This is a genomic window from Roseburia sp. 831b (genome assembly GCF_001940165.2).
GTDB lineage: Bacteria > Bacillota > Clostridia > Lachnospirales > Lachnospiraceae > Roseburia.
On the sequence record NZ_CP135163.1, the window covers coordinates 191399 to 215202 of the forward strand.

Below are 23804 nucleotides of genomic sequence, written 5' to 3' on the forward strand. Positions count from 1 at the left end.
AACAATAGCCCCTTTTTTTGTGATAATTTCACATGAATTTATTTTTTGAAAAAAGAAAATTTCGACTCGTATGGTTCACTTTCGGATGATAAAAGCTGATAACCGATTCCAGCAATTTTTTCCCGAAGCATCTCAATGTCCGGCTCGCTTTCGCTGACGATAACGGTCTCTCCTTTTTTGGCGGAGGATGTCACCTTTTTTACCTTACAATTAGAACGAACCAGATCATTTAAGTGGGATTCGCACATTCCACACATCATGCCATCAATTTTTAACGTTGTTTTTATCATGTTACATAGTCCTTTCCTGCTTTTTACTTCAAAAAAGTTTCGCTTCATTGGCAGAATTTTCCTGTACCAATAAAGCACTTTCTCTATCTCACATTCTAAATTCGAGTCCGTTTTTGTCAATAAAAAACAGCCCATTGAGAAAGAATCTCAACAAGCTGTTTTCGAATTTACCATGTTTTTGCGACATAATGAATATCACTTACCGTATAGATGGTGACAAATGCTTCCGGATCAATCTCCCGCAGAAATGCCATCAGTTTCTGATACTCACCTTTGTCTACAATCGTGATTAATTCGGAACGTTTTTCCATTTTGTAAGCGCCTACCGCCTCATAGATAGTCGCACCGCTGTGAAGTTCATTTACAAGAAAATCTCGAATCAAATCTTGCTTTTTTGAAATAATGCAGACTCTTCTTTTGATATTGTGGTCAAAAATGAAATGATCCAAAATCATTCCATTAAAATAAGTACCAAGCAAGCTAAGAATCACCGTCTTGGTATCATAAAAAAAGATGGTCGACATTGCCACACAAAAACCTGCAATTGTTAAGGCTCTTCCGATTTCAATGTGTAAGTACTGATTGATGATTTTTGCTACAATATCAAGTCCTCCTGAGGACGCATTCCGGTTAAACAGAATCGAAAGCCCGATGCTGACGACTAAAATATAACATACGACATCTAGTTCTGCACTTCCTGTCATCGATGTGTAATCAGGGAACAACCGCTCAAAAATCGCCAGATAAACGGACAATAATAAACTTGTATACACGGTTTTCCCGCCAAATTCTTTTCCACAGAATATGAATCCAACTACAAGTAGAATTGTGTTTAATACAAACGTGATGACCGACAACGGCTGCGGAATAAGATTTGTTAGGACAATGGCAAGTCCTGAAATGGAGCTGATTGCTGTATGACTTGGCTGCAAAAAGAAAAAAACAGCAAATGCGATGATTCCATCTGCAAGCGTTAAATACAAAAATTCTTTTATCATCTCGGCATATTTCTTTTCCTTCATGTTCACAAATCCTCTTCTTTTTTCATTTTTACAAAATCTTTCTCTGTTTTACCACAAAATACTACGAAATACAATCCAATTTGGAAACGGAAATGAGTTTTTTTGTTTTCTTTGCATAAAAAAGCAATTCTTCATTTGCCTGGTTGTATGGTCCAAATGCTTCGATGGTACAGATGCATTTCTCGCAGGAATCCATCTTTTCTTTTGCCATTTGTACGGTTTCCTCCTTGATTGGGAAAAATGCCTGTTCCGCCACGACATCGGATGCAAGTGGCTTCGCAACTGCATATTCGATATCATTTTCGTAGAGAATTCCTGCTACAAATGGTATGTTTTCCCGCTGCAAGCGATAATATACCGGGATTGCGTCTCCCCCGCCTCCTATCACAAAAACTTTTGGTGCTCCCTCATTCGGCGGAAGCTGCATCATTCCAAGCAATGGATGAAAGCTTTTTTCGGCTACGCCATATAAGTTTTGAACATAATCACCGGTAAAAATCTCTTCCGGCGCACCCACTTTATCTAATTTATCGCCTTTTACACAGGCAATCGTATCCGATACTTTCTGTGCAAGGTCTAACTCATGAAGAGACATGATAACAGCCATATCCCGCTCATGTGCAAGGCGTCTGATACTGGATAAGATATCAAGCTTATAACGCATATCAAGATAAGAGGTCGGCTCATCGAGCACCAGCACATTTGTCTCCTGACAGATTGCCCTGGCAAGCATGACACGCTGCTTTTGCCCGTCGCTGATTTTGGAAAATTCCAGATTTTCCACATCATTTGCATGCACTAACGTGATGGCTTCCTCCACGGCACACCAGTCGTCCTTTGAAAGAATTCCAAAACGCCCGGTGTATGGGTATCGTCCGGTTGCAACAACATCCTTACAGGTCATAAGCTCCGGGTGAATCGGTTCCGTCATTACCATCGAAAGCTCTTTTGCAATGTCTGATTCTTTCATGTGGTTCGTCTCTTTTCCACAAAGAATCACGCTTCCGCCAAGCGGTTTTAACTGACCGATAATACTTTTTAATATGGTAGACTTTCCAGAACCATTTTTCCCTATCAAGGTGAGAATTTTTCCTGGAACTACGCGAAGTTCCACATTGTGGATGACAACTTTTTTTCCATAACCAACGGTAAGCTGCTTCGTTTCTAACCCTTTTTTCATCCGCGTCCCCCTTGCTTTCTTAACATCATCACAATGACAACCGGAACTAAAAGAACCGCTGTGACAGAGCTGATACTTACCTCCGTCGGCGCAAACAGTGTTCTTGCAATTCCGTCACAGAAAAGTGTCACCACTGCTCCACCAAAAAAACTGCCCGGAATTAACACCAATGGTTTTGCTGTTCCCATCGCCATTTTCACAAGATGCGGCACCGCAATTCCCACAAACGAAATCGGTCCTGCAAATGCAGTCACACATGCAGACAGAAAACTGGATAATAAAATCAGTGCAATACGGAGTGCCAGGATATTGACCCCCATGTTTCTTGCATAATTTTCTCCCATCTGGAATGCTCCGATTGGTTTTGACAAGAAAAGTGTAACTACAAATGTAATTGTAATAATCACCGTAATCATACCCACATTGGACCAGTTCATTCCAGAAAAACTGCCCTGCGACCAGTTGTGAAGATTTACAATATTGGAATCGTCCGCAAACGTCACACAAAGATCCGTAATCGCGGAGCAGATATAACCAATCATAATTCCGCAGACAATTAAAAGCGACATTTTGTGAACCCGCAGGGAAATCAGAAGAACAAATCCCATTGCGAGCATCGCTCCTATAAAAGCTGCCACGACCATTCCAAAAGAGCTGATGGTAATCCCTTTTCCAAGCAGATAAATCATCGTGAGTGCCACCGTAAGTTTTGCCCCGGAAGAGATACCAAGTACATACGGACCTGCAATCGGATTTCCAAAAAAAGTCTGTAACAAAAATCCGGAAATCGAAAGCGCCCCGCCTAAAAATATGGCAGATAGGATTCTCGGCAAACGGATATCCCAGATAATATGATATGCCATACTCTGTGTATCCTGTTTGCATATGACCGCCATAAAATCTTCCCTTGAAATCGCAATACTGCCGTAACAGACATTCCATACGAATAAGCCAATCAGCAATATCAAAATTGTCCCAAATGAAATTACATACCTCTTCACGCTTCATTACCTCAATTTCTTTAGATAATTAAAGTTCTCAGATTCCTGATTTGTAAAAACCTGATGTAAATCTTCCATAAAATCTCCAATTGCAGTCGATCTTTGGAAAAAGTTCTGGCTGGTGCAATAAACGTTTCCATCCTGCACTGCCTTAAAATCTGCAAACAATGCATTTTTTGCAATAAGCTCATCAATGCTGCCAATTTCGCCATCAATCGTGCTATTGTAAATCAAAATATCTGCATCCTTTGCTCCGGCATAGAAATCTTCCATCTGGATGTTCATGGTCGAGAGTGCGTTTTCATCCTCTCCGGTCAACTGAGCCGGCACATAAGTTCCACCTGCAAGTGCAATCATCTGAGCCACATAATCACCGGATTTTCGAACGCTGATTGCACCGTTTCCGGTCACATAGAAAAAGGCTACTGTTTTCTTGCAATCCGCATTTTCCATAATCGGTTCTATCTTCTCTAGTGCCAAGTCATAATAATCGGCCGCTTCCTCTTCTTTCCCAAACAAAACACCATATAACTTAATCCACTCTAACCTTCCAAGTGGATGGCTCTCATAACTGGAACGCTCCACCAATACCGGAATGCCAAGTTCTTCTAACTTCTCTTTTACCTCTGGATTATGATAAATCATGGTATTTTCGATTGCGAGGTTACAGCCCTCACTTAGAATCAGCTCATAATCTGGCGCACTGTATTTTCCAGCGTAAAGAAGTTCTCCATTTTGCATTGCTTCTACCGCTTCGTCAATGTACCAGCCATCTTCTTTTGTACCGGACAAACGGATATCGGAAACCGCGCCAATCTGTCTGATTAGATCCATGACGGATGTGGAAACCAGGTAAGTCTTATCTAACGGCTGCTGTAATACCGTGACATCCTCCGGTAAGTTAGACGGAACTTCTTTCTTTTCCGGGACAAGCAAAAAACGACCGCCATCCACGATCGTAATCATTTTGTAGTCCCCATATTCGTCTACGCTATATTGTGTGGCATAACTTAACTCCATCGTTCCTGTCTTAGAAAGGGAATTAAAATCCACTTTTTCTTCTGCTGTCTCCTTATCCTTAGCGCCACAGGCACTAAGGATAAAGAGCATACAGAGTAATAAACCTAAAAGAATCCTCTTTTGCTTTTTCATAAACTATTTTACCAATTTAAAATTCAATGTGTAATCTACTTCATGTGGTTTGCTCATGGCAGTTGTATCTCCAACCACCTCAAGATCTGTATCAAGTGCAGCTACCGGAATTGTAAAAGTAGAATTGCCACCTTCGTTTTCATTTAAGATTTTTTCACCATCTACAAGCATGTAATCATAGTTTTTGCTGCTCCATACGATTGTAGCAGAAATCTTTCCGTCTGTCACTTTGATTTTTGCAGGAGATTCTACGGTTGCTTTTCCGCTTCCACCTTCTAACGTTACCTCTGCTTCGTATTCACCATCTGCTAAATCAGAAGATTCACCTTCTTTTACAGGGTTTGAAACAGAAACTTTATGATCGTACCATTTTCCTTTTGTTCCGATGATAGCAAGATCAAATTCTTCTCCTAATGCTTCTACCGGAATGTCAAATCCGTAAACTTCTTCTGTTGTTCCATCGCTATATGTAACGGTATCTGTAGTTGGATTTAATAATTTTGCGCCATCTTTCTGTGCATCGTCTGCGGTTCCAACAAAAAGATTTACAACATTTTTAGATGGTAAGCTGATATGTACGGTCATCTCACCATTTTTTACAGTAAGAGTTCCTTTTCCATCGTTTGCTTCATTTACATGAAACATTGTGCTGTCAGTATCAAAATCAACGGTGTAAGTTCCGTCTGCAACTTCATTTGTGATGGCGCTTGCTGTACCTTTTGCAAGGTTTTCGCTGGATGCTAATGCATCTGCTGTGTGTTCTACATATAACTGCTGGATTGCTGGGATTCTTCCAAGACCTGCAATCTGGGTATCTACGCTGTCAAATGCACCGGATGCTTCAAACTGGCTCTTCCAGGAATCTTCGTCGTCACCAGCCATATCGTTGTTCGCATGGTCACCGGCAACTACCATCAATGGACGAAGAACTACTTTTTTGTAACCTGCTTCTTTTATTTTTTCAATGACAACGTCACATGCAGTATCTTCTGGTTCACCCTCAACGGTACCGATAAAGGTGTTGGTATATCCTAATGTATCCATCTGTGTCTGCATCTGGTCATAGGTTACATTTGCTGTGTGGGAAGTTCCATGTCCCATAAATACAAAAGCGGTTCCGTCTTCTGCTGCAGCTTCTACGCTATCAAAACCTGCTGTCTTAGCAGCTTCCTCTGCAACTGCTTTTGCAACTGCTTCTTTATCTGCGTTGATTACAGTTGCATCATCGCCAACTTTACCAAGAAGTGGTTCTGCAACTCTTACTGTCTCAAATTTATCTGCATATTTTTCAACAGCTTCCATCAATTCATCATATTCAGCACCATGCATTAAGTGTGTTGGCTGAACAACAAGGTTCTTTACCCCATTTGCAACTGCACGGTCTAATGCCTGATCCATGTTATCGATTTTCTCATCATCACGTGCCTGAACATGGTTAATGATAATCTGTGCTGTAAAAGCTCTTCTTACAGACCAGTCTGGGTTTGCTTCCTGTAATGCTTTCTCAATTCCACCGATATCTGTTGCACGGCTGTCATTGAAGGAAGTACCAAAGCTTACAACCAAAAGTTCATTTTCTCCGATTTCATCCTCATTTAAAGAATCATCTTTGGATGCATCTCCCGTATCTCTTCCAAAGTAATCTGGGTCAGCGTTTTCGCCGGATACTAATTCTTTCTGTGCATCGGTCAAAGCATCCCAGGCTGCTTTTGCGGCTGCACACTGCTCATCTGTGTCATCTGTTCTTTCCTGCACATAAATTGCATCTATCAAAGCTGCTACTTCATCTGCCTTTGCCTGGTCGTCTACAACTTCTTCTGTAGCTTCTGTCTGAACGTCTTCGGTTACGGTTTCTTTTTTGTTTCCACATCCTGTAAAGGCTGTGACGGTCATCATGCATGCAAGCAATACCGCTAATGTTTTCTTTTTCATATTTTTCTCCTTCTTTTTGCATTCCATATCGATCATTTTCTATTACCGATACATCTTTCATAAGAAAAAGTACACAGAACAAAAAGTCGAGTGCCAAAAGACGGCTTGCAAATTCGCTGCTGGCAAATTGTACAAAGGCAAGCCTCTTTTTGTGACTTTGCGGGAACATTAGAAAATCTTAGTATGCCCTAAAATACCCAGTGATGTTCTGCCACGGATGGCAGAACAAGGCTTCACGAGCCATGGATGGCTCGTTGAATGCCGTTCACGTCACTCCAAAATAATCTGCATCAGGCATACTTAGAATTTTCTTATGTTCACTCATCGGAACAAAATCGACTTGGCATTGTACAATTTGCCAGCAAGAAAACTGTAAGCTGCCTTTTGACACCCGAATCTTATAAATCAAAAAACTCCGTCCTGTAATCAGAACGGAGTAAAAGACCATACAAAAGTAATGCAGAACCATAATCCTGCATACTTAGACAGTACGATCAATTACTCGTGATCTAGAATTTCTTCTTGTACCAAATAACTGGCAGGTTTCCTGGCTGAAAGATCATCATACAGCTATTCCCTTCCCAATGTAACTACATCAGTGGTTGAAACTTCTTAATAGCTGCACTCCCTAATCACAGTGACGAGTTCGTACAGGATTCACACCTGTTTCCCTTTTAACCCTCATGAAAAAACTTCTTCCATGCTGGCACCAATTACTTTTCTATGAAATTGCTACCATACTATCATATTTTACAAATGTTGACAACAGGTTTCTTCATCTTTCTGTTCCTAACTTGAACCATTTATCTTCTCAATGCATAAACTGGTTTAAACTCTGTTTCCGTTAACTCATAATCAACAGAGGACCTTGGCTCCCCTATCTGATTCACCCAGGAATCCTTATGGATTGTTACTTTTCGAAAACCCAATAATTCATAGACATGTTGTGCACGTGTGTTTTCCAAATCTGTATCTAGTATGATTTTTTGAAAGCCCATAGAAAACAGTTCTTTCAAAAACAGGCTTAATATGCACCTTTCCAGTCCTTTTTCCTGATAGCTAAACTCACATATTTTTATCCCAATCTCTGCCGTACGCTCCCCACGATTGTAAAAGCTCATTTCTCCAATCGGGTGCGCATCATATTCTATGATAAGTCTTCTTTGGGTTGTGTCAGAATCATTCGCTATCTGCTTTTCAATTTTTGCAGCACTTGTACCAAGACCATTCGGGAAACCTGCATGTGCCATTACGGCACCGTCATTCCACCATTTTTCAAGTAATGGACAATCTTCCTTTCTGGCATTTCGAATAGATAAATTTTCATATTTTATCTGCATATCGTTTTCCTCTCTTGTCATTGGGGCGTAGGAATCATCTAAGTACACCTGGCGCCCATTTTGTGCTAATTTTTCTTGATTTTCATGACAGAATGGGCGCCACACACCACATTTCTTCTCCTACGCCCCGGTTCTCTTAAGCTAGCGGGGCGTCAGAGGGATTTCACATTTTTCTACGCCCATTTCGTCAAAAATTATCGTGAAAAACACGCCATAATGGGCGTATGGCGTTATTTTACATGGCTGACGCCCAATCTAATGTCCTGGACTTCATCTTTTTCAAATTCTATGATAAAGTAATCCGTCGGATTGATCGTTCCATTTAAAATCACATGCTGATTCCAGGTAATCTTTCTTGCTTTCGTTTTGGCATCGCTTACCTCTATTTCGCAGTAATTAAGCAAATAGGAACACATTTCTGTCGCATGTGAAACAACCAAAACACTTTCTCCCTCGTTCATCTTTTCAAGAATGGAATCTATTGTTGCTTTCATTCTTACTTTTACTTCGTTTAGAGATTCTCCACCTTTATTTCGAAAATTATGGTCAGAATACTGTTTGCACCAAAAATCTTCGCTTGCATCACCAATTATTCTCTCATGGAGTTCGTTTACAACTTCAACCTGATCCGTCATAAGTTTTGCCGTCTCTAACGCTCTCTTATATGGAGAGCAAAAACAATGAGCAATATTATGAAACTGGTCTTTTTTCGACAGGATAAGCTTTTTGCCTTCTTCCGATAATGGCAGCTGCTCGGTTGGCAGGTTCCGTCTTTCTAGAATCGAATGCCTCATCAAATATATCTTTTTCATGTCTGCGCCTCATATTTATAAAAATCTGTTTTTACTTTTATTCACTACTTGTATTCCTTTAGAAGTTTTTCCCAGTCGGTATTTTCTTTCATATAGGAAAACATTTCTTCGTCTTGAAATCCTTCTACTAACTCTTTTTTCAGCTTATCTGTCATGGATTTATTCGGACTGCCAAACTTCATATGCCGAAAAAGACTTGACTTTCTAAAATCATATAACGTATCTACATTGTTTAGTAGCTGTTCGACAATATGGTAAGTTCCATCTACATCTTTTTTGGTACACATCACATCCAGCATGGCGGAAACCTCATTGTATTTTCCCATCTCAAAGGTATGTGCAACCTCTCCCATCTTTTCTGCCAGGGATTCCGCCCGATCAAAATCCTTCTCTTCTAACGCAGCTCTCATTAAAAAAGCCAGGGTAAGATTTATCGTCTGATACTCCTGGTACAAAATTTTTTCAAACACTTCGTAGGCTTTTTCCGTATCACCTTGCTCTTTATAGAGTCTTGCCTCGTTTATTTTTTTGTTAGCATCATGTTCTGAAAAATACGATAGATATTCCTTGGCTTTATCATATTCCTTTTTTCTTAAATAAAAACTAAATAATGAATCCGCCGCATGACGTTTTATCTCTTCATTTGCATCCTGTAACGCAATCTCATACCACGCATTAATCTGATTATCATATTTTTCTGCCTCGGCAACACCATTCATCCCTCTTCTGGAATCAAGCACAACCGCCATTTGCCAGATTAACATATTACAATTCGGATATTCTTTTATTTTATCCATCGCCCAGGCAAATGCATTTTCGTATTCTTCGATTTCAAGCATGGCATCTAACCGGTGTATCAATTCGTCAATTTCCACCGCACTGAGTTCCTCGTGAAATGACATAAGCGTATCCAGCGAAATATGAAGAAGTCTTGCAATCGGTGCTAACAGCTCGATATCTGGATTAGAACTTCCTTTCTCCCACTTGTTCACGGCCGGGGTAGTCACCCCTAACCGATTTGCCATCTCTTTTTGCGTCAAGCCCACTTCTATTCTATATTTTCTGATAACCTGTCCTATCTTCATATGCTACCTCGCTTTCCTGGCAGATTCGAATCTATCTAAAATAATAACAGGATTCAAAGCTTTCGGCAATTGAATCGTTGTTAATCAATACTATATTTTTTTAACTGCTGAGAAATTACATCCAATGTAAAAAATAACGCCTGAATTTATGCACTTTTCTATTACATAGCATATTGCCTGATTTTACTCGCTTTTCCCGTTACCTAACACATTTCCTGTTTTTACTTGCTTTTCCCAGTACCTAATACATGGCCTGCTTCTATTCACTTTGTCCTGTAATGTTAGAGTATTCAGATGCCATTACCTAACACATAACCTGGTTCTATTCGCCTTGTCCCGTGATGTTAAAGTATTCACAGACCGTGGTTCTATTCACCCTGTCCGGCGCCTTGACAGTTATGTCCTATGGTAGTAGGATGATATTATAGTTAGTTTGCACTAACCGCATATTATAAAAAACGAAGTACATATTAACTGGTGCCTGATACAACACATTTGCCACATAATACTTGATGTCTGGCACTTTAAACTTACCATGTATTACTTGATGTCTGGTGCTTCAAACTTGCTATCTGGCATCTGATGTCCTATACCTTTTTATCAGATATAACTTAATTTTTACAGGGAGAATCTTAGTGTGAAAGAAAGTAGAGGACAGCCATAAATGGGCGCACTTTACTAAGCTGTCTAAATCAGGCAACTTTTTAGAGTGTTATAGATATAGTGAATTAGATTAAGAAGCTAATGGTTCATCAGGAGGAAGTATTCCCTCCCGTTGCAATAGTTTCTTGGCTTGCTTGATAGCTTTTGCCTTTTGTTTTTCAACAAGAGCTACAGGCATATCGATTTTGTAAAGATCGCTCGGATTCCACTGCTCACCAGTAGACAGCATCTGGTAGATGGCAGTAAGAATCATACGGGCAATAGCGATAATGGCTCTTTTCTTGCCACGACGTTTAACAAGTGATTCATATTTCTTTTTGTAGTAAGGAGATTTGTCAGATTTTACGGCTGCATGAGCACACTGTACTAATGCAGGTTTGAGGTAGACACCGGCACGTGTAATCCGAACAGATTTCTTCTTACCAGCAGATTCATTGCTGCCTGGTGTAAGACCAGCCCAGCAACATAAACGTTTGGAACTTGAGAACTGAGACATATCAGTACCGATTTCGGAGATGATAGTGATTGCACTATCACGTTTGACACCCGGAATGGTACAGAGGAACTGGACAGCATTTTCAAAATCAGGATTAGAAGAAATCATATTTTCTATCATTTTATCAACATCGTTGATTTCTGCTGTGATATAATCCATATGTGTGCGGACGAGGCGCACACGGTATTTTTGGGCATCAGTCATCTGATATCCTTCGACGGATTCTATAACAGCATCTTCTTTGGATTTGAGGCTCCGAAGAAGCTTAGATGCGATTTCTTCGTGGTTAATGGATGTACCCGATTGTTCAAGCAGATAGTCGATAATGGACATGGATGACTTCCCAAAGATATCGGAAACAACAGAATCTAATGCAACATTACAGACAGTAAGAGCATTCTGATATCGATTCTTTTCACTTGAACGGCAGGAAACAAGCTTGTAACGATAGCGAGTGTATTCCCTGAGAATACGGACTATCTTACAAGGGATATAGCTGCCTTTGACAAGTCCGAGACGGAATAAATCCCCAATCCATTTAGAATCTTTGGTATCATCTTTGTTGCCTTTCACAGCCTTTACCCACTTGGGATTGGCAATGACAACATTGATCTCATCTTCCAGAAGATTAAAGACAGGAACCCAGTATTTACCTGTGGATTCCATACAGACATCATGGCAATCATTGTCGAGAAGCCATTGCTTGAATTCAAGAATTGAATTGTTAAAGGTGGAAAAGCGCTTCTTTTGGTAAGAAGGCTCAATGCCACCAGTGGTTTTTACAATTGTGGCAACGAGAAAAGATTTGTGAACATCGATACCACAACAGGTTTGATAAGTAACTTTCATAGTCAGACTCCTTTCGTGAATGATAAGAAGCCATTGACTGAACTGCCACACAATTAAACTAAGGTGCTTAAACAATTCTTAGTGTACGGATTCATGATGCCACTTATTTGTGCTTGAAAAGGCAGAACTTACACTGATTATTATGCTGTCTAAAACGAAGAAAGTTATTACAACTCCTCCTCCCGTGCTTTGTAGTGTAGCTTCTTGCAAACTATTTTACAGCACAGTGTAGAGAGTTGGAACACTTTCATTACTATTTGTGCCGCCAGCCGAAGGCGGCGGAATGGAGATTATTATGAAAGTCTATGAATTTGGAGAAAAAGAAAAACCTAGCATTATGCTGTTTCCGGGAACCTGTTGTCACTGGGAGGGAAACTTTGGACATGTGCTAGAGGATTTACAGCAACATTTTTATACTCTGGTCGTTAGTTACAGCGGCTTTGATGAAACGGAATCTGGTACATTTTTGTCTGAATTGGACAAAGTAAAAAAAGTGGAAACTTACATTAAAAATCAATTAGGTGGAAAACTTTTTGCAGCTTATGGATGCTCACTTGGAGGCTCTGTGGTGTCACTGCTGGTCGAACGGCAAAACATCCACATCACACACGCCATTCTTGGCTCTAGCGATATGGACCAGGCACCAAAATGGCTGGCGAAAATAGAAACCGCCATCATGATGCCACTTTTTTATCCTATGATTACCAATCAGCCCGGACCTTTTGCCAGACGGATGATGAAGAAAATGATGAGCAAAGAAAGTGCCCAGTCTGAGTATCTGAAAAAGTTTATGAAAATGATGGGCATGGATGGAAGCCGTGATTTCTCTTTTCTCTCCAAGGGATCTGTAAAAAATCAGTTTTGCACGGACTTATATACCAAGGTCGGAGACAACATTTTGGTAGATGGAACCACCATTCATGTCTTCTATGCCAAAAAGATGGGCGCAAAATATTTGAAGCGTTATCACAAACACTTTGCAAGCCCGGTCATTCATGAATACAATTTGCAACACGAAGAATTATTGCTTGATGCCAAACGCTGGACCGCTGAAATATGTAAAGCTTGTGGTCTTTCATAATACTGCCTATATAAAGAAAATGTCTGTGGTCTTAAAAAACTTCCTACGAAGTCATAATGAAAAGGAATGTGTAATTTTTGCATTGTTTTTTCTCCGTTTATCTTGTGTTTTCTTTTTCTTGATTATAGGTGGAAAATGTCTCCTTGCAAAATACATAAAAAAACGGGTTATCCATAGTTTGAAACTATGGATAACCCGTTTCGCCTAGATATTTTTTGATTGCATCAAGATAGGTAAAACCCAATCGGCTTATCATTCCTTTGCGATGCGTAATATAGCCAATCCGCATTTCATCCTCGTCCGCCAGTGGAACCGCAATAATATCTTTTCCATTTAATTTTTCATCAATCACACCACTGCATACGGTGTAACCGTTTAGTCCAATCAACAGGTTGAACAAGGTGGCGCGGTCTCTCACACGGATATTTTTCTTCCGCTCTGCCGCAGAAAAAATCTCCTCTGAAAAATAAAAAGAATTGTGTTCTCCCTGCTCAAAAGAAAGATATGGATAATCTTCCAAATCCTGGTTTGTAACCACTTTTTTCTTTGCAAGTGGATGGTTCCTGCTTATGAAAACATGCGGTTTTGCAACAAAAAGCGGATGGAATGCCAAGTCGTGGGATTTTAAAATTTTACGGATGACGCTTTCATTAAAATCATTCAAAAACAGGATTCCGATTTCACTTCTCATTTTTGCAACGTCTTCTATAATTTCGTATGTCTGCGTCTCCCTTAGGCTAAAATCATACGCTTCCTGTCCGTATTCCTGAATCAAATCCACAAAAGCATTCACTGCAAAAGAGTAGTGCTGTGTCGAGACGCAAAACTGCTTTTTCCCACCACTGTTTTCCTTGTAGCGCTCTTCTAATATGGAAGCCTGCTCTAGTACCTGCCTTGCATATCCTAAGAAATCATCCCCCTCTTTTGAAAGACTGATTCCCTTATTTGTTCTGTTAAAGATGACAATATTCATCTCTTTTTCCAACTCGTGAATCGCATTTGTGAGACTTGGCTGCGAAATATAGAGTTTATTTGCCGCCTCTGTAATCGTTCCTGTCTCCGCCACGGTCACGACATATCTAAGCTGTTGCAGTGTCATTCCTCATTTTTCTCGCTTTCTTCTAATAATATTTTTTTCAGTCTTTGTGCCGCCACGCTCATCGATCGTTTTGAATCATACACCATACAAACATAGCGTTTTGGTATTTTTTCTTTTAACGGGATATGGCACACCTCTTGTTTCTCAAGTGCCTCTTTTGCCATTTCTTCCGGCAAAAACGCTAATCCAAGTTCACTTTTCACAAGCGGCAATACCTGATCCGTGGTCGCCGCTTCCGTGTCCGGCACGATTTCAAGCCCACACACCAAAAATAACTGATTGTAAAAATAGTAAGTCGTCGTCTGCTTTCCAAGGCAGATAAACGGGTATTGCCTGATATCCTTAAGAGACATTTCCTGATGTTTCAGTGCCTCGAACGATCTTCCACCAATTAAGATTTCCTGGAAGCCCTTTAACCGAATTTCCTTTAACGGCGCCTCGATATTTGTTGGCGTCGTTGTCAAAGCGAAATCAATTTCTCCATTTTGAACTGCACGAATTGCCTGTGGTGTGGAATGATTGTGTATTTTTAGTCCCACTCCCGGATATTGTGTATGGAATTTTTTTAGTCTGTCCAATAAATAGATATTAAGTGCAATCTCACTGGCACCAATCGAGATACTGCCATGTTCTAACCCTACACTTTCAGACAGCTCTTCCTCCGCCAGTTGAAGCTGCCGCATCGCAACAGACACCCTTGCATACAGCCTCTCCCCTTCCGGCGTCAGGCAGACTCCTCTGTTTGTCCGGGTAAAAAGCGTACAATTCACCTCCTGTTCCAGACAGTTCATCGCCCGTGTAACATTCGGCTGGCTGCTGTTTAACGCATGTGCTGCTTTTGTTAAATTCTGATATTTCGCAACATAATAAAAAATCTTGTAATATTCAAAATTTATATCCATTCCATCTCTCCGTGGTATATCAAATCCTTATTGTTATCATATCAAAAATATCTTTTACTTATCTCTATACTCAAATTATAATCACGTTAGATAGAAAAAAGCAATAGCGAAAAAGAGATTGTTTTCTATCCTTTCAGTATTTAAGGAAAGGCATGGTGATTTTTATGTCACTTGTATTACCAAGAGAAGAAGAAGTTGAAAAAATGTTTTCAAGAATCCTTTCTTCTGATGAGTTCTGCGAAAGACTTATGGATACTTTCTATGATCATTTATGTGATGACAACAGGGATACCGATTCCGACCCGCATCATTTTGCGGAAGTTCTACTAAACGCCTACAAAAACGGCGATGTGAGCGCACTTTTACTTGAAATCTGCAACCGCAGTATGTTCGATCTTTTAAAAGAAGCTTACCTGATTCCAAAGCGTTTCCACGGAAAATGCGGAGAAAATCCTATCCTGCTTACCGATGCAGATGGAAATCTGCTAGAAGATAAAAAAGAGCTTGTTTCCAAACATGAATATAAAAAATTTTCTGAAATTTATCAGGCGCATCCGGCTGCTCCACGTTCCAAACTGTATCTTGCGGACGGCTATGACCTTGTAAGATACTACACTTCCGGCATGAACACCTGCGAAAAACCGGAAAATAAGGAGCGCGGTATTCTGATTTTATACGCTCTTCCTGATACCAAAAAATTAAATCTGACGGAAGCACAGGCATACGATACTGTCTGGTCTACTTTTCATGAAATACAAAAAGAGGCGTTTTCTGCCATTGTCTATTACGGTCAGGAAACCGGGCTTAAATCAGGGAAATCTTTTGATGAGCTTGGCGTCCTTTTGCCGATTCACCAGTTTGAGGCAAAAATGTTGCAGCATCTTAGCGTGATAGATGGGCTTGTTCTTTCCTGCCGTGAAAAAATGTTAAAGACTGCAGGCGCTGACAGCCTGGATTTATAATTTTTGTTGAAATGGAGGCACCACTATGAAGGCCGCAAATTGTCAGACATCGTTAAAAAAGAATCACATGGATATCCTTTGGCATGAGTATGCAGACAAAACGGATTCCACTCCAATTACAAATGCAAGTCTGTCCGCAAAGGCATCTGTTGTCGGAAGAGTCGGTATCATGATGCTTTCCTGTGGCACCGGTGCATGGCGTGTCCGCAGTTCCATGAATGAATTATCAGAACTTATGAATATCACCTGCACGGTTGATATCGGCCTGATGTCCATCAATTATACCTGCTTTGATGGCAATGACAGTTTTAGTCAATCCTTATGCCTTACAACTACGGGTGTAAATACATCACAGCTTCATCGGCTTGAAACATTTGTATCCGATTTTTCCGAAAAAGAAATCACGCAAAGCTGTGAACAGATTCATTCCGGTCTTGACCAGATTGAACAGATACATGGTTTGTACACACCATCTACCCTTGCCATTGCTGCCGCGTTGGCCTGTGGCGCTTTTACATTTCTTCTTGGCGGCGGAATTGTTGAAATGTTATGTGCCTTTGCAGGTGCCGGAATTGGAAATTACCTCCGATGCAAACTTTCCAAACATCATTTTACACTGTTTTTATGCATCATTACTTCTGTATCCGCAGCCTGCCTTACCTACACCGTCCTCTTGAAACTGTTAGAGCTCATCTTTTCCGTAAACTTAGAGCATGAGGCCGGTTACATCTGTTCGATGTTATTTATCATTCCAGGCTTTCCCTTTATCACAAGTGGAATTGACCTTGCGAAATTAGACATGCGGTCTGGAACAGAACGACTTATGTATTCTCTTATTATCATAACCGTTGCCACCATGACTGCCTGGATTTTGGCAATGCTGCTCGGATTAAAACCTCTTCCATTTCTGCCTTTAAATCTGGCATTATGGCAGTGGATTCTGCTTCGCCTGCTGGCTAGTTTTTGCGGGGTCTTTGGCTTCTCGATTATGTTTAACAGCCCCCTGCGGCTTGCAACGGCTGCCGGCATTATCGGTGCTGTTTCAAACACCCTTCGCTTGGAATGTATTGACCTTTTTTCCATGCCACCCGCTGTTGCAGCTTTCCTTGGAGCATTTTTTGCAGGAATTCTTGCCTCTACCTTAAAAGGTGTCGCCGGATATCCAAGGATTTCCATTACAGTTCCATCCATTGTTATCATGGTTCCCGGACTTTACTTGTATAAGGGCTTTTATAACCTTGGTATTATGAATCTTACCGTAGCTGCCTCCTGGCTGACTTCTGCGCTGCTTATTATCTTAGCTTTGCCGTTAGGACTGATTTTTGCAAGAATCCTTACAGATAAAACCTTCCGGTATTGCACGTAAAAAGGTGTGCTGTTCCTACCTGCTCATTGCCTCCATCACATACATTTCTCCAGGCGTCAAAAAGCGGTCTTCGTAATATTTTTTTACAATTCTCCACTATGGTTTCCGCAAAGTTCCGGGCGTATTTCAACACTAAGTTCTATCGCATCTTCCAAGTCCTCTAATCTAAAATAACCAAAGTAGGTTCCGCTCTTTAAAACCTTATAAAATTCCTTTTTCGGATATTTTCGTCTGTAAAACCAATCCCCTTATCTAAGCACTCCTCCCAGCCTGGATAATTATATACCGCGTATTCACCCTGATATTTCCAGTCACACAGTTCCTTTGCGTCTGCCTCCTCGAATGGTACAACAGTAAACAGCTCCGCAGCTTTTGTAATCTTCTGTAAAGAATTCATTCCATGGCAACTAAAACCTCTTTCCCCTCAAACGCAAATCCCAGTTTACAAATACGCTCTTTTCGGATACCGACAGCAATCAAATCTGCCTCGTATTGTCTCTCTTCTATCTGACGGAGTGCATTTGCCGCGGTTTCCTCAAGACTCTTTTCTTTCCTTCCATCGAATACTTTAAATTCCATGATAAAAGCATCCCCGTCCGGTTGCAGCGGATAAAGTGCAATATCGTATCTGCCACGTCCACTTTCCCGGTTTGAGACAATGCGATATTGGTCTTTCAAAGAAACAATCAGCCCCAATACAAGTCCATGGAAAAAATTTTCCGGTGCTCTTCTTGAAGAAGCTCCTGTATCAAAATAACTCATGGAAGAATATGTGATGTCAAGAAGAACATCCTCCATTTCATCCGTATCATGTTTCAGCAAAGCCTTTATAAATTCATTGTAGTACAATTGCCCATTCTCAAACATTCCTAAAATCTCATTTCGGAACATGCTCATAACTTCGAGATTTGTGACAGACAGGTCACATTCTGTATACTCCTGATATTTCACTACATGATCAGCTTTTATATAGCCAATGGAAAGCAACAAAGACCACAGACTGTTTTCGTCCCCGTCCATATACTGAAATGTAAGATTCTCATTTATCTTTTTATGCACAACATTTCCAGCCATGAGCTGTTCTATCTCATGCTTGCTTCGCACTGGATGCCTGCGGATGATATCTCCAATCATTTTATTGCTGCTCGTATTAATCCAATATGAAATTAACTGACCCCTGTCCAGGAAATTACAAATAGACCACGGATTGTAAATGTCTTTGTGTTTTCCGAAAATAAAACCATCATACATCGCCTTGACCTCCTGAAACCGGTCCATATTCTGACATTTCAGGGCATCCATCACTTCCTGCTCTGTGAACCCAAAACAGTCACTGTATTCGTCATCTGTCACCGTGTAAGTTTCGATGTTGTTGAGGTCTGAAAAAAGCGAATTCTTAGAGACCTTCGTCACACCCGTTATGATAGCCCGGTAAAACATCTCATTTTCTTTAAATGTACTGTGAAATAACCCCCTGCAGGTCTCTATCATCTCATCCCAATATCCACCGGCATATGCTTCTAACAATGGGGTATCATATTCATCCAATAGAATAATTGGCTTTCTGCCATAATGCTGATACACCAGACTACACAATTTATGAATACTGTTTTCGACAACACCTTCTTCTCCATGAAATAGTGCCTCTTTGATTTCTAAAAATTCCGCCTTATCATAATCATCTAACTTTTCACTTCCAAGAAGATATTCATGCATACGATACATCGATTCTAAACTGCTCATCATTCCACGTATACTGTGCGCATAATCTCTTCCTTTGCAGCTTCCAAAACTCACTGAAATCGTTGGAATCGTACCAAACTGCTCCCTGCAGAATGTGTCTTTCCAAACCTTGAGTTTCTCAAAATACTCCGGATGTTTGGCATACTCAGGAGCAAAAAACGCACGCACTGTACTGAGTAACAGCGTCTTTCCAAAGCGGCGCGGTCTGGTTATAAGGGAAACTTTCGCACTGGTGCGAGCCCACTCCGAAATAAAATGAGTTTTATCCACATAAAATTTTTTCTTACTTGCAAAATCTGCAAAGTTCTGAAAGCCAATTCCTAAATCAGGAGAGTCAAGATATGGATTTTCTTTTAAAATATGAGACAACCCCTCCATGTATGCAACCAGGCTCTTCTTTTCTTCTGATAATTTACCCCGTTCCTCAAATTCTAGTAAAATCTGCTCTCGTTCTGACATCTTGACATAGGAACTGACAGACTTTCCCTCTATCGTACGCTGTACATAAGGTTGCTTCTTTCCATTAATTGTCTTATAAGTAAGCGTTCCCTTCGGCAGTTGCTCCAGTCTCTCCTCTATTTCCTCAATGCGTCTCTTTGGATTGCTCATGATAACTCCTTTCAGGATTATTGGTTCTCGCAAAAATGGTTATGATTGGTTATATCTATTATATAACCAATCATAACCATTGTAAATATGTACGCATCTGCATTTTTAAGTACCGCCGGGAAAAGATTCGCCATGCTAAGATTTTATATCCAATTATATGCTTTTTTCAAGAGATTTCGTGTGTTTTGTCAAATATTCCTTTTGGAGGGTTGTCTCTTCTTGCTCCTATTTTTTCTCTACTTTTTGCAATAATGTATCTGCAAACTGGTTCTGTATTGTGATAGCTGCTGCCATCTCTTTTTCATCCAGCATAGTTGCTGCCTCTTCTTCATACTGAAAAAGTGGTTGAATCAATGCCTGTGCAAAGACTTGTCCACTTGTAGTGAGAGAGATTATTTTTTCACGCTTATTCTGTGGATTTGTCTGCATCTTAATATAACCAGTATTTAATTGCTTTTTGATAATACTGTTAATGGATGTTTTGGGTGCATCCAGTTTCTGACATAAATCCTTTTGAGTCATTGCTTCACTGTCATTTTTCACCATCTCATAATAAATTTGTAATTCATACAGGGTAAGATCATGTGCTGTCGCCCAGACCTCGTATGCATGATTTATTTTTTTGACAGTTTCGTAAATGCAGTCTATTTTTTCTCTGCTCATATATGTTTTCCTTTCGTATACAATGGCTTTACAAATAAATTTTTTCAAAATAAAATAGGTACGATTTCGTACCATAAATAATAGTTTGAAATCGTACCCTTGTCAATAGGAGTTTTTCGTTTTGTTTTTCTGTCCTATTCTAATTCAAATCTCTGTACAAGTTCATTCAATGTGACAGACTGTGCTGCTAACTCTTCACTGGTTGCGGAAGTTTCTTCTGCCATAGCTGAGTTATCCTGAACCACCTGTGCCATATCATCAATTCCATCACGAATCTGATCGATACTTTCCATCTGTGTATCTGCCATCTGTGCTGTATCCTGAATCATTCCGTTTGCAACACGAACACGTTCTACCGCTTCATCCAAAGAGGTAATGACATCGTTTACAATTGCGTTTCCTTTTTCAATCTCGCCAAGTGATACATTAATCAGCTCACGTGTGGTATTTACTGCATTTGCACTTTCGTTTGCAAGGCCACCAATCTCACCTGCAACTACCGCAAAGCCTTTTCCTGCTTCACCTGCACGAGCTGCTTCAATTGATGCATTCAGTGACAAAAGATTGGTCTGGGTTGCGATATCTTCAATTGCCTTAATGACTCCAACAACCTGCTGTGAAGATTCTTGAATCTTATCCATTGCTTCACGCATCTGTGCCATCTGTTTCTTGCTGTCTTCCATGACATCTGCAACTTCATTGGTATAGGATGCAGATTTTTCAGAATTATCACGATTCTCTTTTACCTGCTCTGCAACTGTTGTTGCTGTTGCAAGAAGTTCCTCAATTGCTGCTGCCTGTGTCTGTGTATTCTCCGCCATACTCTGGGCTGCCTTTGCAAGGTCATCACTACCTACGGATACCTGGTTTGCGCCTTCCACGATATTAGTCATAACGTCTGTCATAGACTCTGAAATATGATTCAGTGCATCTTTTACTTTCTGGAATTCACCTACATAAGCATATTTTAGATGAATTGCCAATTTTCCATCCGCCATATTGGCAAGTACTTCTGAAATCTCATCAATATAATCAATATAATCAATGTATTCTTTTAATCTGGTTACAGTCTTATCAATAGAATTTCCAAGTTCACCAACTTCATCCTCTGAATGAACATCAATATTAACATCAAAATTGCCATTTGCAAGCTCTATTGCAGCACCATTTAACTCTTCCAATGGCTTTACAATTTTACCAGTTAATCTGCCTATCAGGAACAGAATAAATACCACACCAATTGCCATTACCACAAGGAGCATGATAATCGCCAATATCAAAGAGGAATAATACTGTCCGGCCGGAATACAGCTTAATACGATAAATCCTGTTTCTCCGATTGGCATAATATATCCATGCTTACGTGAACCGTCTACCGAATATGTTATAAGCTTTGTTGCCTTGTCCGTAACTGCCTGACCTACTCTGCTTGAAATATTAATATCCTGAAGTGACTTGTCAATCAAATCAGAATTTGGGTGATATACAAATGTTCCATCATCTGCAAGTAACATTGCATATCCATTTGCTCCGATTGTATAGTCCTGCATGAAATTCATAATTGTTTCAATTACAACGTCAATTCCTGCTACACCAACAACATTACCACTCTTATCAAAAACCGGTGTTGCTGCACTAAGAATTGTCTTTCCTGTACTTGCAGACACATAAGTCTTGGTCAGCATAGTTTCTCCTGTGCTTGTACACTCATACCATGCACGGGTTTTGACATCGTAATCGTCTCAGGAAATTGTGCCACCGGATGTAATAGATGCGTTACTGTCAAGATCCGCAATAAACACACCCTGAATATTGTCTGTATCAAGATTGGCAACTCCCACCATCTTATCAAGCACTAGGCGCTTGCGAAACGCCAAAAGCCGCATAAATACGGCTTTTTTTGTTGTTAAAATAAAATATCTCCTCAAGGTTTATGGTAAAATAGAGTTGTGAGAAACTATCAACCAATCCACCTAAAGGAGATATACCTACATGATAACACATAAACAGCTCTCTTTGGCAGAAGTTTTTGAAGATTGCCAAAATAAATTCGACAACGACAAATACCAGTTCCTTTCTCTTCTTGATGAAGCCATTAACCTTGATGAAATTGTTCCTGTTTCTTTTGTTACTCATTTTCATGCTTCAACCGGAAGACCTCGTAAGCACCAGCTTTATCCAATGCTTAAAGCTTTTCTGATTCAGCGTATATTCTCAATCCCGACTGATATGCTCCTAATCGTTTTCTTGAAATACTCTCAGGAATTACGTGATTTCTGTGGCTTTGATGTTGTTCCTGATGCCTCAAAATTTACCCGTTTTAAACAGGATTTCCTGATGGACTTACAATCTATGTTCGTTCACATGGTTGATATGACCGAACCGATATGCCAAAAACTTGATCCTCATCTGGCGGCTATGACCATCTTCGATACCTCTGGCATTGAAGCCTGGGTGACTGAAAATAATCCAAAATACGCAAACCGTATTATCAAGCAGTTAAAGGCTTTCAAGAAATCCCATAACCTTGATGATTCCTATGATCCTTATAAGGCTGCTTATGGTTCCATGCCTACGCATGCTGCTTCCAATCAGGCAATCCAGCAGATGTACATTAATGGACATTTCTGTTACGCCTATAAGTTTGGCATTGTAACCAACGGACTTGGTATTGTCCGTGATATCACTTTCTATAACAAAGAGTTCCTAAAGGCTCATCCGGATATCGTTGTGGAAAAGAAATCTGACTCTCCTGATGAGGATAAATCTCTTGCCGATTCAAAAGCCCTGCTTCCTGTCCTGGTTGATTTCTTTCAGAAGCATCCGCTTATCGCCCCTAAGACTTTTCTTGGTGATGCTGCTTTTGACACGATTGAAATCTACAAATCTCTTTTCGGTGAAATTGGATTTGAAAAAGCATTTATTCCTCTCCGCGTTAAACTTTCTATGGAAGATAACGGTTATACCATCAACGAAAATGGTGTTCCCTGTTGTCCTCATGATCCTTCGCTTCCTATGAAAAGAGAAGGTAGTAAATCACACTTAAAAAGCAAAATTCCCACGATGAAATTTGTCTGCCCGAAAATGAAATGGGAATACAATAAAGCAGATAAAACAAAACGCCGTGTATGCCATTGTGATAATCCCTGCACAACATCTTCCTGTGGAAGAATGATTTACGTTTATCCCGAAAAGAATCTTCGTGCCTATCCCGGAGTGGAACGGGGGTCAGACGAATGGGAAGAAACATATAAAATCCGTGTAAACGTTGAAAAATCTATTAACCACTTTAAAGACAGCTTTTGCGTAGCTAATCGTAAAACCCAGAACGAAAAAACGCTTCATGCCGATTTACTTTTGGCTGGCATAGCTCAACTTGTTACAGTAATCGTTGCTGATAAAATTCATCAACATCAATACATCCGAAGTCTTAAGCCTTTGATTGCTTAAAATTGAGATTTTATAAATTTTTCTGCTTCATACTAACTATGAAGCCTTTTTGTCATGCCCTAAATGAATGACTGCCACCTTCCATTCCAAGAATCCTGCATTGCAGG

General features: G+C 40.2%; 19 protein-coding genes, 2 pseudogenes and 1 riboswitch. Of the genes and pseudogenes, 4 read left to right on the top strand and 17 right to left on the bottom strand.

Features of this window, described 5'->3' with window-relative positions; translation table 11 throughout:
* Positions 1 to 38: 38 nt before the first annotated feature.
* The 10 genes from BIV16_RS15440 to BIV16_RS15485 form a co-directional block, all read right to left on the bottom strand.
* Positions 39 to 290, bottom strand: coding sequence for a heavy-metal-associated domain-containing protein (locus BIV16_RS15440; protein WP_075681471.1), 252 nt, complete (start codon positions 288 to 290; stop codon positions 39 to 41).
* Positions 291 to 457: 167 nt separating this feature from the next.
* Positions 458 to 1312 (bottom strand): YitT family protein, encoded by an 855-nt coding sequence (locus BIV16_RS15445; RefSeq protein ID WP_075681112.1) that lies wholly within the window; start codon positions 1310 to 1312, stop codon positions 458 to 460.
* A gap of 61 nt (positions 1313 to 1373) precedes the next feature.
* Positions 1374 to 2492, bottom strand: coding sequence for an ABC transporter ATP-binding protein (locus BIV16_RS15450; RefSeq protein ID WP_075681114.1), 1119 nt, complete (start codon positions 2490 to 2492; stop codon positions 1374 to 1376).
* A complete protein-coding gene (locus BIV16_RS15455; RefSeq protein WP_075681116.1) occupies positions 2489 to 3493 on the bottom strand; it encodes a FecCD family ABC transporter permease in 1005 nt (334 codons plus the stop codon). Before BIV16_RS15455 ends, BIV16_RS15450 begins: the two co-directional genes overlap by 4 nt.
* Positions 3494 to 3499: 6 nt before the next feature.
* Positions 3500 to 4645: an ABC transporter substrate-binding protein gene (locus BIV16_RS15460; protein WP_075681118.1), complete on the bottom strand. Its 1146-nt coding sequence runs from the start codon at positions 4643 to 4645 to the stop codon at positions 3500 to 3502.
* Positions 4646 to 4648: 3 nt separating this feature from the next.
* Positions 4649 to 6613: a sirohydrochlorin cobaltochelatase gene (locus BIV16_RS15465; protein WP_083625267.1), complete on the bottom strand. Its 1965-nt coding sequence runs from the start codon at positions 6611 to 6613 to the stop codon at positions 4649 to 4651.
* A 484-nt stretch (positions 6614 to 7097) separates the two neighbouring features.
* Positions 7098 to 7306: riboswitch (cobalamin riboswitch) on the bottom strand.
* A 74-nt stretch (positions 7307 to 7380) separates the two neighbouring features.
* Positions 7381 to 7917, bottom strand: coding sequence for a GNAT family N-acetyltransferase (locus BIV16_RS15470; RefSeq protein WP_075681473.1), 537 nt, complete (start codon positions 7915 to 7917; stop codon positions 7381 to 7383).
* Between the two features lie 230 nt (positions 7918 to 8147).
* Complete coding sequence (locus BIV16_RS15475; protein ID WP_075681120.1) at positions 8148 to 8729, bottom strand: histidine phosphatase family protein; 582 nt, start codon at positions 8727 to 8729, stop codon at positions 8148 to 8150.
* A 44-nt stretch (positions 8730 to 8773) separates the two neighbouring features.
* Positions 8774 to 9814, bottom strand: coding sequence for a helix-turn-helix domain-containing protein (locus BIV16_RS15480; protein WP_075681122.1), 1041 nt, complete (start codon positions 9812 to 9814; stop codon positions 8774 to 8776).
* Between the two features lie 733 nt (positions 9815 to 10547).
* Positions 10548 to 11822 carry an IS110 family transposase gene (locus tag BIV16_RS15485; RefSeq protein WP_075680211.1) on the bottom strand — a complete coding sequence of 425 codons (1275 nt, stop codon included), beginning with the start codon at positions 11820 to 11822 and terminating at the stop codon, positions 10548 to 10550.
* 337 nt (positions 11823 to 12159) lie between these two features.
* On the opposite strand from BIV16_RS15485, the gene BIV16_RS15490 reads away from it, so the two are divergent.
* A complete protein-coding gene (locus tag BIV16_RS15490) occupies positions 12160 to 12903 on the top strand; it encodes a hypothetical protein (RefSeq protein WP_330546512.1) in 744 nt (247 codons plus the stop codon).
* A 184-nt stretch (positions 12904 to 13087) separates the two neighbouring features.
* On the opposite strand, the gene BIV16_RS15495 is transcribed toward BIV16_RS15490, so the two are convergent.
* Together BIV16_RS15495 and BIV16_RS15500 are read right to left on the bottom strand one after the other, a co-directional pair.
* On the bottom strand, positions 13088 to 14002 hold the full coding sequence (locus tag BIV16_RS15495; RefSeq protein ID WP_075681128.1) for a LysR family transcriptional regulator: 915 nt from the start codon (positions 14000 to 14002) through the stop codon (positions 13088 to 13090).
* Positions 13999 to 14904 carry a LysR family transcriptional regulator gene (locus BIV16_RS15500; RefSeq protein WP_075681130.1) on the bottom strand — a complete coding sequence of 302 codons (906 nt, stop codon included), beginning with the start codon at positions 14902 to 14904 and terminating at the stop codon, positions 13999 to 14001. Before BIV16_RS15500 ends, BIV16_RS15495 begins: the two co-directional genes overlap by 4 nt.
* 164 nt (positions 14905 to 15068) lie before the next feature.
* Here BIV16_RS15500 and BIV16_RS15505 point away from each other — a divergent pair, with 164 nt between their 5' ends.
* Both BIV16_RS15505 and BIV16_RS15510 read left to right on the top strand, forming a co-directional pair.
* Positions 15069 to 15866, top strand: a complete 798-nt coding sequence (locus tag BIV16_RS15505) for a DUF4866 domain-containing protein (RefSeq protein ID WP_075681475.1) — start codon at positions 15069 to 15071, stop codon at positions 15864 to 15866.
* Between the two features lie 25 nt (positions 15867 to 15891).
* Positions 15892 to 17232, top strand: coding sequence for a threonine/serine ThrE exporter family protein (locus BIV16_RS15510; RefSeq protein ID WP_075681132.1), 1341 nt, complete (start codon positions 15892 to 15894; stop codon positions 17230 to 17232).
* Between the two features lie 193 nt (positions 17233 to 17425).
* Here BIV16_RS15510 and BIV16_RS15515 read toward each other — a convergent pair whose 3' ends face one another.
* From BIV16_RS15515 to BIV16_RS15535, 5 genes and pseudogenes are all read right to left on the bottom strand, one after another.
* Entirely contained in the window at positions 17426 to 17629 is a 204-nt protein-coding gene (locus tag BIV16_RS15515; RefSeq protein WP_075681134.1) for a hypothetical protein, read from the bottom strand.
* Positions 17626 to 19584 carry an AAA family ATPase gene (locus tag BIV16_RS15520; RefSeq protein WP_242940398.1) on the bottom strand — a complete coding sequence of 653 codons (1959 nt, stop codon included), beginning with the start codon at positions 19582 to 19584 and terminating at the stop codon, positions 17626 to 17628. Before BIV16_RS15520 ends, BIV16_RS15515 begins: the two co-directional genes overlap by 4 nt.
* A gap of 225 nt (positions 19585 to 19809) precedes the next feature.
* The gene (locus BIV16_RS15525) at positions 19810 to 20247 is read right to left on the bottom strand and encodes a MarR family winged helix-turn-helix transcriptional regulator (protein ID WP_075681136.1); all 438 of its coding nucleotides are present in this window, start codon (positions 20245 to 20247) and stop codon (positions 19810 to 19812) included.
* Between the two features lie 134 nt (positions 20248 to 20381).
* Positions 20382 to 21593 (bottom strand): methyl-accepting chemotaxis protein, encoded by a 1212-nt coding sequence (locus BIV16_RS15530; RefSeq protein ID WP_330546513.1) that lies wholly within the window; start codon positions 21591 to 21593, stop codon positions 20382 to 20384.
* Positions 21576 to 21974, bottom strand: a pseudogene (locus tag BIV16_RS15535) (cache domain-containing protein); the annotation flags it as partial. The gene BIV16_RS15530 and the pseudogene BIV16_RS15535, both read right to left, overlap by 18 nt.
* A 265-nt stretch (positions 21975 to 22239) precedes the next feature.
* Here BIV16_RS15535 and BIV16_RS15540 point away from each other — a divergent pair.
* A pseudogene (locus BIV16_RS15540) lies at positions 22240 to 23617 on the top strand (transposase).
* The last annotated feature ends 187 nt before the right edge of the window (positions 23618 to 23804 follow it).